Here is a 13018-nt window from a genome sequence, read left to right as displayed (position 1 = left end):
TAGTTGGTTAGGAGCACCCATGATCGAGTTCTTACTGGACGCCCGGTCGGGAGTCTCGCCCTACCTCCAGGTCGTGCAGCAGGTACGCCGCGCCCTGCGACTGGGCCTGCTGGTGGAGGGCGATCAGCTGCCCACCGTGAAGGACGTGGTGGCGAGCCTGGCGATCAACCCGAACACCGTCCTCAAGGCCTACCGGGAGCTTGAGCGCGAGGGGCTCGTCGCGGCGCGTCAGGGCGTCGGCACGTTCGTCACCAGGACTCTGGCCGACTCCTCGCTGGCGGCCCACGAGCCGCTGCGCCGCGAGCTCGGTCGCTGGCTCGTCCAGGCACGCGCCGCGGGCCTGGACGACGAGAGCATCGAGGCCCTCTTCCTCAGCACCTTTCGTGCGGTGAACGAGGAGAGCGCGTGAGCAGCGTCGTCCAGGCCGAGGGTGTCGGCAAGCAGTACCGTCGACACTGGGCACTGCGCGACTGCACCCTGGAGATCCCCGAGGGCCGGGTCAGCGGCCTCGTCGGGCCCAACGGTGCCGGCAAGAGCACCCTGCTCGGCCTGGCCGTCGGACTCCTCGCGCCCACCACGGGGACGATCGAGGTGTGCGGCGGTCGCCCGGCGGCGAGTTCGCATCAGTTGGCCAAGGTCGGGTTCGTCGCGCAGGACACCCCGACGTACGCCGGACTGACCGTGGCCGACCACGTGCGGATGGGTGCCCACCTCAACCCGCGGTGGGACGACCCGGCTGCCCGGCGCAGGCTCGAGCTCCTGGGCTTGGACCCCGGCCGCAAGGCGGGGCAGCTCTCGGGCGGCCAGCGAGCCCAGCTCGCGCTGACCCTCGGCCTGGCCAAGCGCCCCGAGCTGCTGGTCCTCGACGAGCCCGTCGCGAGCCTGGACCCGCTGGCCCGCCGGGAGTTCCTGCAGGTCCTGATGGAGGCGGTCGCCGAGGACGGGGTCAGTGTGCTGCTCTCCTCGCACGTCGTCTCCGACCTCGAACGGGTCTGCGACCACGTGATCGTGCTGGTCGACTCCCAGGTCCAGATAGCCGGCGACGTGGACCACCTTCTCCAGACACACCACCGGCTCACCGGAGCCCTGCGCGATCCGGGGAGGCTGCCGGCCGACCAGCACGCGGTGTGGTCCAGCCACACCGACCGGCAGTCGACGTACGTCGTGCGCACCGAGTCGCCGATCCTCGACCCGGCCTGGTCGGTGGCGCCACTCGGCCTGGAGGATCTCGTGCTCGCCTACATGCAGGCCCGGCCGTCGGCGCCGGGCGCGCGCGGGTTGGAGGTGCTCCGATGATCTGGCTGAGCTGGCGGCAGTCCCGGACCCAGCTCCTCGCGGTGTTCGGCCTGCTCGCGGCGGCCTGCGGATGGCTCGCGGTCACGGGGCCCAGGCTCGCGCGGCTGGCCCACCACAACAGCGACGTCTACGACCTGCTGTCCCGCAACGATCGGCTGCTGTTCAACGGTGGCCTCGCGGTTCTCGCGGCGGCCCCCGCGCTGCTCGGCATCTTCTGGGGTGGCCCCTTGGTGGCTCGCGAGCTGGAGACCGGGACCTTCCGGCTGGCGTGGAACCAGTCGGTCACCCGCGGGCGCTGGCTCGCGTGCAAGCTCGGCTTCTCCGTGCTGGTCGTCATGGTCGCCGTGGGCCTCCTCAGCCTCGCGATCACCTGGTGGGCGCACCCGATCGATGGTGCGATGAGCAGCACCCACGGAAGTCTGCCCGCCCGACTCTCGCCGATCTCCTTCGCAATGCGCGGCGTCGTTCCGGTGGCGTACGCCGTGTTCGCGCTCGTGCTGGCCACCTTCATCGGGTTGGTCCTGCGACGCCCGCTGCCCGCGATGGCGCTCACGCTGGCGATCTACGTCTTCGTTCAGGTCGCCGTACCTCTCTGGGTCCGCCCCCACCTGGTGCCCGCGACGACGGTCACCACGGTCATCTCGGCCCCCCTCGACGCCGCGGGTGCGGACGACTCCGGCGCGATCACCATCTCCACCCAGGTGTCGCCCGGTGCTTGGGTCCTGACCAACCAGACCGTCGATGCCCACGGCCGACCGGCCGCGCTTCCGGACTGGTTCGGCGACTGCCTCCCGACGCCACCCGGCGCCTCCTCCCCGACGTCGAAGCAGACCGGTGCGGAGAGCTCGGCCACCCTGGACGCCTGCCTGACCAGGTTGAACGACAGCGGCTACCGCCAGCACCTCGTCTATCAACCGAAGTCCCACTTCTGGCCCCTGCAATGGGCCGAGACCGGCCTCTACCTCCTCGCCTCGGCGCTGATCGCCGTCGCCTCATTCTGGTGGACCCGCCGCAAGCTGGCCTGACCAAGCGTCGAAAACCGGCAATGCCCCGGTGTCGCGCGTCAAGATTCCTGGCAGGACCGTTGAGCCGTTCATGACGATGCCGACTCGGCCGCCGCCGTCCTCGGGGCGCGCATCTTGTGCGCGAGATGGAGCAGGAAGAGCACTCGAACACGTCGACGTCCGGGGAGAACCTGTCGATGTAGTCGTTGAGCTTGTCGACGAGTCCGTCGGCATCGGCCAGCAGATTGGCGAATGGGTAGTTCGACGTGTTGTAGAACGGGCGACCGGTGGCCTTGGCGACCTCGACCCGGAGGCGGTTCGGGTTGTCGTACTTCGAAGCGAGTTCACGCACCACTTCGCGGTCGGGCTCGAGGATGCAGTCGAGACGACGAAGGATGGTCAGCGGCAGGATCACGTTGCCGTACTGGTTGGGGTGGTACGGCCCCCGGAGCTGGTCGGCGATCGACCAGATGAAGCTACCGAGCGTGCTCACAGAGTTCCTCACGACAGACGACCAACAACACCTCAGTCTGCCGTAGCAACGGAGTACGTGCCCGCGCTCCGGACAATCACGTCGCTGCTGTCGAGCTAAGTCGGATCGACCCTGGCGACGAGTCCAGCCGTGAACCAGTGGACCAGGATCACGGCGAGGCTCACGGCGGCCTCGGCTTCCGCCGGCGAGACGTCGACGACAGTGCCGTCGGACCGTGCGTGCCGCTCCTGGTTGTGCCAAAGCATCCTCAGCATCGCGTGCAGGGTCTCGCCAGATGCGATCTGATCAGCATCGAGCCCGCCCACAGACCACCGGGAGGCGGCGTCTCGAAAATGGTCGGCGACCTTGCCGAGCGTGGCCTTGGTGTCCTTCGGAACCACCAGCGGGATCGCCACGGCCTCGACAGCGAGCACCGCATTCCGATAGGCGAGGTCAGGGTCGGGGTCGTGCCGGTAGCACGCTTGCCATGCTGCGCGCATCTTGCGCGCAGCATCGGTATCGGGCGCGGTGATGACATCAACGAGCTGCGCTGTCGCCTCGTCCACCCGGCGCGCGAGACACCAAGCAGGATCTTCAACCCGAGATGTCCAGGCGGAGCCACCCTCAGCGAGCAACTCGCCGAGTCGCTGCGCTTCGCGTATGAGCCGCTCGGCCTTGTCGTAATCGCCGCCCTCGTACCGCTCGCGACCCTGCGTCTGTAGGTCGTACAAGATCGCATCGAGGAGAGTCAGCCGATTCTCGTCGTCCTGTGCCTGCCAGAAGCGATCGAGCAGCTGGTTAGGAGCCGTGTGCTGGGTGCCGACACGCCGGTCCTTCGGCTCCGCGAGAGTGATGTGAAGTCGACGCTCCAAGCGGAACACCATCGGCTGGCCACCCTCGGCGGCGCGGTCCATGAGCCAGCGCCACACGGATCCGGAGAGCCAGGCAGGGATGCCCTCGTGGAGCACATCGAACTCAGTGTCGCCGTCACTTCCCCGTAGGAACAACGGACGCCACGGTGACTCAACCACGCAGAACACCTTCCGCCAGGACGACATAACTCAAGTTGTTAAACAACCCGTAGGCAATTTCAAAGTTCGCTGCATCTCGACAACAGCTGTCGAGATGCAGCGAAGATCAACGAACCTCCCGGGCGGGACTTTGACGAAATCGCTGCGATCTCGGGAGGTCGTCAAACTTCGCTCGTTTCAAACTGCCCACCCTTGCTGATGTTGCAGATGAGGTGTCCAAGCTGGGTGTTCTCCCGGCTGTGCTCGCCGTTGGCCACGAGCGGCCTGATGTGGTCGAGGCTGGGCGACATTGGGTCTGGCCACAGCAGGGTCTTGTCGACCGGACGGCCGCAGATCCCGCACACCCAAGCGTCGCGCTCGAAGACTTCTATTGGGTCGAAGCGTTCAGAGATCGCGCCTGCCAGGCGGACCCGACGTTCGTGCCGCGCCGAGCTCTGCGAGATACGGCGTCGCCGGTCGGACAGCTCTTGCCTCGCGTCGGTCCACCAGGCGTTGGTGTAGTCCGAATCGATTGGCGCAGCGACGATGGCTTCCCAGCGATAGTCGCGCCCATCTGGCGCCACATCTGTGACGAACTCTGTCCACCACTTCACCCGAAGGCCCGCGACTTCGAACTGATCGGTGTCGAGCATCTCCCCTTCCGGGCTGAAGGAGCCATAGCACACGGCGGCGAGGCGCCCGTCGAGCTGCGCGCCCCAGACCTGAAAGTGTCGGGTCTGGACCTCTTCCGCGACGAGAAGGTGGGGTGACCACCAGTCCGGGTGGTTGTCCGCCCGTTCCGCTATCGCGTAGATGACTTCGATGCCGTGGCGCTCGACGAGGTCGCCTTCGATGACGCCGAAGCCTTCGAAAGCGAACGGGGGGCGACCTCCAGGAATCATGCGGAAGTCGCGTGGTCCGCTGGTTCTCGGATTGGGGACAGGGGCAGGACGTTTCAAGGAGGCGGGGTCCCAGCTCCCGTCATCGATCGCCTTCTGGACGGCCCGCTTCCACTGTCGTTTGAAGTTCGTGTTGCACCGAGTCGAGCAGAGGTGGCGGTCGCGGTGCTTGAAGTGTGTGCTCGGCGGAATCGGGCTTCCGCACTTGATACACGGTTCCCTGTTGTTCGCTCGTCCGTCAGGGTGCTTGAGCGCCTCGTCGTACCACATCAGATTCCGTAGAGCTTCAGGCCGACGTGGTCGACCACGAAGCGTGCATTCTCCGCGTCGAGCGCGAAGTACACGCGACCGACCTCGTTGGGCTTGACGTGGTCGTCCAACTTGAGGTGTGGCTCCCGGCTGAGGGTCGTGCCGTCGTGGTCGAAGAGGTGCTTCTTCTGCAGCACCAGAGGTTCGTCTTCTGAGGAGTAATTCAGTTCGAATCGGTGCTTGAACCACTCCTTCATCCGCATGCCGGTGTCACATCCACCGCGACGCCACTCGGCGGCAGCTTGCGCAAGGCGCATCAGCGAGTCCGCCATCGCCTCCACATGCGGGTAGCCAGACTTTCGCCACGCCCGGTGAGCGGCCGCCGTGAACACGATCGCCTCTCCGCTCGCCGTGGTTAAGAAGGTCGCAAACTCGGTGAGGTCGTCTGCCTCCAGTTCAGGTGCCTGGCTCCAGTCGACCGCATTGCGCCCCCCGACGGCTTCGTACGCCCGGGCGGCCTCTGCCTTCCAATAGGCAAGCTGGTGTTCAAGACCGGCGAGAGCGTCGTTCGCCTGGGTGAGGCGGTCGACCTCCTCCACCCACTCTTCGTTCTCATTTTGGAGTCCGCGCAACTGGGTCCGTAATACCTCAACCTCAGCACCCGCGTCTCCGCTCGCCGCTGCTTCATCGAGGGCCTTCTCGAACGCTTCGTCGCGCTCGCGCCGGGCGTCTTCTGCTGCCAGGTGTCTGAGCCGGTTGAAGCCTCGAGCAGCGACTGAAACGGGGGCGACGATCTTCATGAGCGTCGAGACGATCTTCTCGGTGCGTCCGAGGTCCCAGAACTCTGGGTGGCGGGTCTCCAGCGTGGGCCAGATAAGACGCGCGCCATTCGAGGGCAGGGGTGCGTCGATCGATTCCAGGTACTGCGCGATCTGGGCCTGAGCGCGGCGGTCGACGAGCAGCACCTGTGCAAGGCCAGACATCTGGTTGGCCGCAGCCTGCCCGAGCTCCTTTGCGTGCTCATCGCCGCCTTCGACCAAGAGGATTGGCAAGCGCTTCTTGACAGCGAGCACTTCGGGCACGATTTGGGCCTGCCGAGGGTTGATCCACTCGTACCGCGCATCCACCGTCTGATGCTGGTACGACAGCCGGAGGTCGGGATCACGGAGAGCCGACGACAACAGGCCGGGTCGGCGCACGAACTGCACCGAGACAGGCGACATTAACCCGTCGAAGGACTCTCGTCCCAGTTCGACTCGAAGCGCCGCGCCTTCGTCGCTCTGAAAGATGGTGAACTCGCAGACGAACTGGGCACCGTGGCCATCCTCGATGGGCTGCCGCATGCTGCAGTGCAGCACGCGCAGTCGCGATGTCGTCGTGACGGACCACCGCACCGATCGAACGAACTCGTGAGGGCCTCGCCTCGCCGGAAGATCCGCCTGTCCCGAAACCGTCAGATCTGGACCATCCTCTGCGATGTCACGAGACAACCACTTCCGGGCGTGATCGACCAACCGCGGGTAGATCTCGGGTGGGTCAAGGTCCGAGTCCTTCGCCACGGTGACATCGAGTTCAACGATGTAGAGGGGGTCCACTGCGCTCCTTCACCTGGTCGAGCAGGAACCAATCTTGATCCAGGGAACCGACCGCCGGTGGCGTTTTGGCGAGAACCGTCGAGGGACCCACCCGCCATGGCTCGGTCAGGGGACGCCGAGGGTGGGTCCGCTGCACGATCAGGTGCGCCCCGCTTGGAGCCCAAGCGGTGGGACGGTCACCGAACCTGCGGCAGCCCCCGTCAGTTCTCGAGCCACCGACGCGCGGCGTCCTCAAGTTGTTCAGTCAGTTCGTCAAAGTTCAACGCACATGCGGACAGTGGGTGGCGCGAGTCAGAGGTCGACCTCAACCAGGCCGTTTGAGTTCACCAAGTAGAACCAGGGCCCGACCGGACGCGCCTCTACAAGTTCCTCGATCGCGTGCCAGTGCCTGACGAAGCGACCGAGCCACTCCCACGTCGAGAGGTCCTGAGATCCTCCGATACGAAGAACGCGAAGGCCATGTTCGCGGAGCACTTCGCGTTCGCCCGGTCGGGAGCGAATCCGTTTGTCGCGGCCAATCACGACGAGGCTGCGCTGCGCAACGATCTTCAACCAGTCTGGGTCGGGGGTGCCGATCGGACACTCCGGAATCAGCTTGTGACCCACGTGTATGACGTCCTTACGTGCTGCCTCGAGCGTCTTGCCCAGCCCTAGTGCACTCTCGTCTACGTAGAACCGGACCATCGACGCGACGGCGGGCATATCTGGCCTCGCGGCTCAGCCGGCGCGCTGAAGCTCGTAACGGATGGCTGCTTCGACCTGAGAGCGCTCAAGTTCGTAGGACTCGGCGATCGACTCGATCGGCTCGCCAGCCTGCACCAGCTCCCGGATGATGCTGGTCGTCACACCACGACCCTTGATTACGGGATCGCCGTACCCACGGGCCGGGTCGATCTCGATCTCAGGGTTGTCCTCATCCAGGGCGAGGCTCACCGGTGTTGAATCGATTCCGTCACCCGACCACCGAATGGAACTGCGGAACCTTGAGGCCCTGGGACTCCAGTCCAGCATCTGCTGTCCGGAGCGGATGACGACCAGACTCAACCTGTCGCTGAGCTGTACGTCGTCCTGGACCCGGGCAACAAGCTCGCGGCCGTCAGCAGCCAGCCAGAGTTGCGCGGACGCTAGTGGGTACCGCGACCCGGTGAGCTCACGAAGCCTCTCGACCGCCGGCCGCATTCGCTGCAACGTGACACCGGCGTCGCGGTACTCCGCGAGAAGACGGCACTCGACGAGCTCGCCCCAGGTTGCTACTTCCTCGCCTGTGTGCTCAGGGCGGACGACTGGCTGGTAGAACCGGCCTGCGCGCTCGTAGCCATCGATCCAGCGGGCGGCTGTGCCGTTGTGCAGCCCAAGGATTCGGTCGATCTGCGGGAATGAGTAGACCCGCCGATCGAGAAGCTGCACCACGTCGCCCATGCCCGCATCATGCCAGTCTCCGCCGACAGGAATGTGGATCTTGTCGTGGCGCGACCGACGGCGGTGCCTCGGCGCTGACGTCGTCGCTCTTCCCCGCGACGCTCGGACGGCTCAGCCCCACCGGAGTTCTTGGTACTCGATCATCTCGTCGCCGTGGAGTTGCTTGGTGGCGTTGCCAATACGGACCCAGAAGTCGCTCGCACCTGCTCCCCCGCCGGCCGGCTTGGCGAACACCGGCTTGCCCGTGGCGGCCACGGAGACGCGGCAGACGTCGTGGCCCTCGGGTGAGTCGAAGCGGATGTTCACAGTGCCGGCGGTGCTGATGGAGAGGTTGGCATCGAGAAGCTGACGGAGGAAGAGTTCGAAGCCGTCGCGGTTGCCCTTATTGCCCAGGGTCTTGTAGTCGGATTCGAGACCGAGGACGTTGCTGTCGTCGTCGACGCCAATCAGGAGGGCGCCGCCGTCGGCGTTCATGAAGCCGCAGACGGTCTTGACGATGACTTGTTCCATCTTCTTGTCGGCCTGGGCGGTATGGATGTTCCACCGGGCAGTGGACTTGTACTCCACCGATTGGGACTCGCCGGCCTCGAGTAGGTCCGCCAGCGTCGCCTCGCGCCGCACCTGGGTGGTCGCGTCACGCAGAGTCTCGTAGCCGTCGCGGATGACGCGAGCCATGAGCACACGACGTTTCTCCAGGAAGGTGGGGTAGTCCATCTGCTCCCACCCGACTGGGAGGGCGTGCCAGTATTCGTGCCGCTTCCACCGAGTGGCGTCCATCCGCGCCTTCATCACCGGCAGGTACAGCTGCGGGTCGTCGGCGGAGATCTGCGCGTTGTCGGGCCACTCCAGGTAGGCCATGTTGGCGATCGCGTTGATCTGCTTGGTATCCATGTAGCCCTTGGTGGGCAGGAACTTCTTGGGGAACAGGTGGTGCCGCTCGATGTTGCGGGGCGAGTTCATGTCTGGGGAGGAGAGGTCGCGGACCCGCTGGTCGCTGAACAGCAGCTCGGCGTCGAGCAGGTTCAGCGCGGCCCAGTACGCGTGCAACGAAGGCGAGTACGACGCCGAACTATCCAGTGCACCGGGTAGCTGGATGTTCCAGTAGTCATTGGTCAGGTTGGCAGCGACGAGCCGGTCAAGCTCGGCACAGAAGGCATCCTTGTCGCCCTCCGGCAGCGCCCCGATGCGGCCTAGGTCAGACTCGATCTGGCTCTCCGGCGAGCTGGTGTACCGGTTGGTGGTGTGGGCCATGAAGAACCAGCGGGCGATCACGCTGCGCAGCGTCTTCAGATCGATGCCGAGTCGCGGCGCCCGACGAGCCAGAGGATGTAGGTGTAGAGCAGGGCGTTCTTGGAGGTGATCATCCGGCCGCTACGGAAGCCGGCGTGGGCGATGCACTTGAGGAACTCATGCCAGTTCGTCAGGTCGAGTACCTGCTCCTGGGCTTCGCGGAGCTGCTCGAACTGGTCCCTGCTGCGCTCGCGACTGACCTGACCGGTCTCGAGGTCCTTGCCGCGCAGGACGTTGTAGACCGTACTCAGCCGCCCGCGACGGAACGCGAGACCGACGCCCACGCGCAGCAGCTGGTCCGGTTTGGGTTCGATGAATGGGTTGCGGGGCGAGGCACCGCGCACGCTGGCGTCGACAGCGGCGCGGGAGAACTCCTCGAGTTCGCGTCGGCCCTTCTCCCAGTGGACTGACATCAGGGTGAGGATGAAGTCGGCCTGGTTGAGCTGGACACCTTCGGAGTTGATGCGGACGAAGATCTCGGCGACGTGCTCTTCGTCGGCTTGGTCGGTCAGTTCGACGACCTGAAACCGGAAGTCGGCAAGGTCGCTGACCGACTCGATGCGCTGGGCAAGCAGGTCCTCTTCTTCATCGGTGAGCGGTTCGGCACGGGCAGCTTCGAGGCGTTTGACGTAGTCGTTGACCGTGCGGCGCACGCGCCCTTGGAACAGGGCGGTTACGTCAGGTATCAGTTCAGGGTCGCGCGCGGAGGTGGCGTCGGCGACCTCGAACGTCTCGTCCGTGGGCCGGAACGCGATTTGGATGCGCTTGGACTCGAAGGTCTTGGTCAACACTTCCTGCCCGGTCAGTACTGCGTACAGGGAGGTGAGGCGCTGCTGGCCGTCCACGATCAGGAGCTTCGGGACCCGGTCGCCCTCGCCACCGCCGACCTGCTTGGTGCCGACCAGCGCGCCGGTCTCCCACAGCATCAGCGTGCCGACCGGATATCCGCGGTACATCGAGTCCAGCAAGTCGCGGACCTTCGCGGCCTTCCACACGAACGGACGCTGGATGTCAGGCAGCGCGAGGTTGCCGTGCTTGATGTCCTCGACCAGGTGAGTGAGCGAGTACCCGGTGTCCTTGTACAGCGTGGTCGCCATGCCTCCGCAGCCTAGGACACGGACGCGTCTGATTGGTCAGATCTGTTCGCCACCGTGGTCGCTGCAGCACTCGACGCGCCGGGCTGGACCTAAGCCTCGATCCACCGATCGACTTTGAGGTGTTGAGCGTGCCGTGACACGAAGAAGCCCTCCTGGGCTGGGAGTTTGGGACTTGCGACGGAACCAAACCACTCACCCAAGGAGGGCATCTTCAAGATGCGACTCTCTCACACCCTCGGCCGGACCTCGGTCGCGTTCGACGATCCGAACCTCGTGTCGGCCGGCGGGCTGGTCCCCGTGGTCGCGCTTGCGGATCGTGCTGGGCTACGTGACCTGGCTGATGAGTACCTCACTGTCCCGGGCGACAAGGGCGCGAACGCCGGATTGAAGGTCACCTCGCTGGTCGCGGGGATGGTCGCCGGCGCGGACTCGATCGATGACATGGCGCTGCTACGCCACGGCGGCATGGGTCGGATCTTCGCCAAGGCCTACGCACCCTCGACCTTGGGTTCGTTCCTGCGCTCGTTCACCTTCGGTCACGTTCGTCAGCTCGACGCAATCGCCTCCCGGTTCCTCATCGCGATCGCTGGTCTCACCCGCCTGCTGGGCGCGGCCAGCACGGTCGAGCCCGACACGACGGGATACGCGCTGGTCGATGTCGACGACACGATCATCGAGGTCCACGGCCATGCCAAGCAGGGCGCCGGGTTCGGCTACTCCGGTGTCCGTGGGCTCAACGCACTACTCGCCACCCTCACAGTGCCGACCGCGACCACGGCGCCGGTGATCGTGGCCCAGCGACTCCGCAAGGGCTCGACCGGGTCACCGCGTGGCGCGAAGCGCCTGGTCGGCGACGCAGTCAGGACCACCCGACGACTGCTCGGGAAGGCTCGGCTGGTGCTGGTGCGCATGGACTCAGCGTTCTACGGTCGCGGTCCGGTCCACGCCGCCCTCAAGGGCGGCGCCGCGGTGTCGGTGACCGTGCGGATGGATCCGGCGGTCAAGAAGGCGATCGCCACCATCGATGACGACGCGTGGACGGCGATCGAGTACACCGACGCCATCTTCGACGAAACCACAGACACGTGGATCTCTCGGGCCGAGGTCGCCGAGATCGACTTCACTGCATTCGCCTCAGCCAAGAAGACCGAACGGGTACCCGGACGGCTGATCGTGCGCCGGATCCCGGACTTCAACGCCGAGCGGCACAAGGCAGCCGGCCAGGACACGCTGTTCGACACCTGGCGCTTCCACGCGTTCTTCACCACCGCCGACCCTGCTGTCCTCGACATCGTCGCTGCAGACAAGACCCACCGTCATCACGCGGTGATCGAGCAGGTCCACGCCGACCTGAAGCACTCCGCGCTGGCACACCTGCCATCCGGGATCTTCAACGCCAACGCCGCATGGCTCGTGCTGGCAGTCATCGCGTTCAACCTGACCCGCGCGGCCGGAACCGTGGCGGCACCCGACCTCGCAAGAGCGACCACCGCAACCCTGCGCCGCAAGCTGATCAGCGTCCCAACCCGAGTCGCGTCCTCGGCCCGCCGGATCAGGCTGCACCTACCCCGGAACTGGCCCTGGGAGAGCGCCTGGACGGCACTGTTCACCCGCGTCAGCGACCCGCCCCTCGTCCTCGCGACCTGACCACCCCAACAGCCACCGCTGCACAACCCGAGAACCAAGTGGAACACCCGGACAGTGAGGTCCGGCAGCCCTGTGCACCCCCTACCGCCAACGGTGGCCGATACCGACGACCACGACGTCACCATGCCCATCGGTGGATCGAGGCTTAGACAGCCACATGATCACCGGCTTGACGGGCATAGTTGCAGCGATCTGCGCAACGGACTCCGCGAGCATCGCGGTCTTGCCCGCTCCGGTGAGAGCTGACAGTGCGTGGAAGAAGGGGACCACATGGCGCTTGCGGTTAACCGTCTGCACCTGAGGATTCGCGAGGTACTCCGCTACCCGTGAGGAGACGTTGGCCGCTGCCGCTTCCTGGAACTGGTAGAGAGTCAGCATCAGTCGACCCCGTCCGTGTAGGACTCGGTGCGCACATCGAGCCCAAAGTCAGCAAGGATCCGGTCGGGGATCTGGTACCAGTGGACCCCCGGCGTCGCGTACAGATTGAACCGGGAGTAGATGTGGTACACGGGCTTCAGCTTGGCCTTCTCGCCCTCCTCGACGCAGGCCTCATATACCTCTTCGGTGAGGTCGGTGTTTTCACCAACGCCACCCCAGACTAGATAGAAGCCCTCGTCATCGGCATTCTGCGCCACCAGATAGCTGAATGCACGGTCGTTGATTGGACGCAGATGCTGACCGCGACGGCGCGAGGAGTCGAAGTAGGAGGCGATGACGGTGTCCACCATCTCGTCCCGTTCCATGGCTAGCAGTGCCTTGGCATCCACTTGCTTGGTGAGGCTCCGGAAGGTGAACCCGCCTTCGAGGGCTACTCCACGGCCGTTGGCCCACTCACCGGTGACCACTCGCTGTAGACGATCAGCCGTCAATGTCTTGGCGTAGGAGTCTCCTCGCTCGGGCCGCCCCTGTTCGACAAGGATGAAGCGCCGGTCCGCATCTGCGGTCTCATTGAGCGCCATTACTGCATGGCCGGTGGTCCCCGACCCCGCAAAGGGATCGAGAACCGTGCCGTCCGGAGGGCACCAGATCTGAATCAACTT

Annotated in this window: 13 protein-coding genes and 1 pseudogene; 4 read left to right on the top strand and 10 right to left on the bottom strand. The window is 65.5% G+C overall.

Annotated elements, in window-relative coordinates; genetic code table 11:
- Nucleotides 1-19: 19 nt before the first annotated feature.
- Genes QM638_RS22440 through QM638_RS22430 form a run of 3 tightly spaced genes read left to right on the top strand, consistent with a single transcriptional unit; the run spans nucleotide 20 to nucleotide 2321 of the window.
- On the top strand, nucleotides 20-409 hold the full coding sequence (locus tag QM638_RS22440) for a GntR family transcriptional regulator (protein WP_415145792.1): 390 nt from the start codon (nucleotides 20-22) through the stop codon (nucleotides 407-409).
- Nucleotides 406-1296 (top strand): ABC transporter ATP-binding protein, encoded by an 891-nt coding sequence (locus tag QM638_RS22435; RefSeq protein ID WP_415145790.1) that lies wholly within the window; start codon nucleotides 406-408, stop codon nucleotides 1294-1296. The genes QM638_RS22440 and QM638_RS22435 overlap by 4 nt, the downstream gene beginning before the upstream one ends.
- Nucleotides 1293-2321, top strand: a complete 1029-nt coding sequence (locus QM638_RS22430) for a hypothetical protein (protein ID WP_415145788.1) — start codon at nucleotides 1293-1295, stop codon at nucleotides 2319-2321. Before QM638_RS22435 ends, QM638_RS22430 begins: the two co-directional genes overlap by 4 nt.
- A 166-nt stretch (nucleotides 2322-2487) precedes the next feature.
- Here QM638_RS22430 and QM638_RS22425 read toward each other — a convergent pair.
- The 8 genes and pseudogenes from QM638_RS22425 to QM638_RS22390 form a co-directional block, all read right to left on the bottom strand.
- A pseudogene (locus tag QM638_RS22425) lies at nucleotides 2488-2793 on the bottom strand (type I restriction-modification system subunit M N-terminal domain-containing protein); the annotation flags it as partial.
- Between the two features lie 95 nt (nucleotides 2794-2888).
- Nucleotides 2889-3803 (bottom strand): hypothetical protein, encoded by a 915-nt coding sequence (locus QM638_RS22420; RefSeq protein WP_415145786.1) that lies wholly within the window; start codon nucleotides 3801-3803, stop codon nucleotides 2889-2891.
- Between the two features lie 161 nt (nucleotides 3804-3964).
- Nucleotides 3965-4951, bottom strand: a complete 987-nt coding sequence (locus QM638_RS22415; protein WP_415145784.1) for an HNH endonuclease — start codon at nucleotides 4949-4951, stop codon at nucleotides 3965-3967.
- A complete protein-coding gene (locus tag QM638_RS22410) occupies nucleotides 4951-6525 on the bottom strand; it encodes a hypothetical protein (protein ID WP_415145782.1) in 1575 nt (524 codons plus the stop codon). Before QM638_RS22410 ends, QM638_RS22415 begins: the two co-directional genes overlap by 1 nt.
- A gap of 291 nt (nucleotides 6526-6816) precedes the next feature.
- Nucleotides 6817-7227, bottom strand: a complete 411-nt coding sequence (locus tag QM638_RS22405) for a hypothetical protein (protein ID WP_415145780.1) — start codon at nucleotides 7225-7227, stop codon at nucleotides 6817-6819.
- Nucleotides 7228-7242: 15 nt separating this feature from the next.
- A complete protein-coding gene (locus tag QM638_RS22400) occupies nucleotides 7243-7944 on the bottom strand; it encodes a DUF433 domain-containing protein (protein WP_415145778.1) in 702 nt (233 codons plus the stop codon).
- Nucleotides 7945-8055: 111 nt separating this feature from the next.
- Nucleotides 8056-9216, bottom strand: a complete 1161-nt coding sequence (locus tag QM638_RS22395; RefSeq protein WP_415145776.1) for an RNA-binding domain-containing protein — start codon at nucleotides 9214-9216, stop codon at nucleotides 8056-8058.
- A gap of 14 nt (nucleotides 9217-9230) precedes the next feature.
- Nucleotides 9231-10331 carry a DUF262 domain-containing protein gene (locus tag QM638_RS22390; RefSeq protein WP_415145775.1) on the bottom strand — a complete coding sequence of 367 codons (1101 nt, stop codon included), beginning with the start codon at nucleotides 10329-10331 and terminating at the stop codon, nucleotides 9231-9233.
- Nucleotides 10332-10547: 216 nt separating this feature from the next.
- Between QM638_RS22390 and QM638_RS22385 the strand changes: the two genes are divergently transcribed.
- Entirely contained in the window at nucleotides 10548-11978 is a 1431-nt protein-coding gene (locus QM638_RS22385; protein WP_415145773.1) for an IS1380 family transposase, read from the top strand.
- Between the two features lie 81 nt (nucleotides 11979-12059).
- On the opposite strand, the gene QM638_RS22380 is transcribed toward QM638_RS22385, so the two are convergent.
- Both QM638_RS22380 and QM638_RS22375 read right to left on the bottom strand, forming a co-directional pair.
- Nucleotides 12060-12356: a hypothetical protein gene (locus tag QM638_RS22380; protein WP_415145771.1), complete on the bottom strand. Its 297-nt coding sequence runs from the start codon at nucleotides 12354-12356 to the stop codon at nucleotides 12060-12062.
- The gene (locus QM638_RS22375; protein ID WP_415145770.1) at nucleotides 12356-13015 is read right to left on the bottom strand and encodes a DNA methyltransferase; all 660 of its coding nucleotides are present in this window, start codon (nucleotides 13013-13015) and stop codon (nucleotides 12356-12358) included. The genes QM638_RS22380 and QM638_RS22375 overlap by 1 nt, the downstream gene beginning before the upstream one ends.
- Between the last annotated feature and the right edge of the window lie 3 nt (nucleotides 13016-13018).

Source organism: Nocardioides sp. (assembly GCF_047606145.1).
Classification (GTDB): domain Bacteria; phylum Actinomycetota; class Actinomycetes; order Propionibacteriales; family Nocardioidaceae; genus Nocardioides.
Note: the sequence above shows the minus strand (reverse complement) of the source record. Positions and strands in the feature narration are given on the sequence as shown.

Excerpts from the sequence above, each read along its gene's own strand:
- QM638_RS22440 (WP_415145792.1), top strand. The coding sequence starts at position 20 with ATGATCGAGTTCTTACTGGACGCCCGGTCGGGAGTCTCGCCCTACCTC.
- QM638_RS22430 (WP_415145788.1), top strand. The coding sequence starts at position 1,293 with ATGATCTGGCTGAGCTGGCGGCAGTCCCGGACCCAGCTCCTCGCGGTG.
- QM638_RS22415 (WP_415145784.1), bottom strand. The coding sequence starts at position 4,951 with ATGTGGTACGACGAGGCGCTCAAGCACCCTGACGGACGAGCGAACAAC.
- QM638_RS22405 (WP_415145780.1), bottom strand. The coding sequence starts at position 7,227 with ATGCCCGCCGTCGCGTCGATGGTCCGGTTCTACGTAGACGAGAGTGCA.
- QM638_RS22400 (WP_415145778.1), bottom strand. The coding sequence starts at position 7,944 with ATGGGCGACGTGGTGCAGCTTCTCGATCGGCGGGTCTACTCATTCCCG.
- QM638_RS22390 (WP_415145775.1), bottom strand. The coding sequence starts at position 10,331 with ATGGCGACCACGCTGTACAAGGACACCGGGTACTCGCTCACTCACCTG.
- QM638_RS22385 (WP_415145773.1), top strand. The coding sequence starts at position 10,548 with ATGCGACTCTCTCACACCCTCGGCCGGACCTCGGTCGCGTTCGACGAT.
- QM638_RS22380 (WP_415145771.1), bottom strand. The coding sequence starts at position 12,356 with ATGCTGACTCTCTACCAGTTCCAGGAAGCGGCAGCGGCCAACGTCTCC.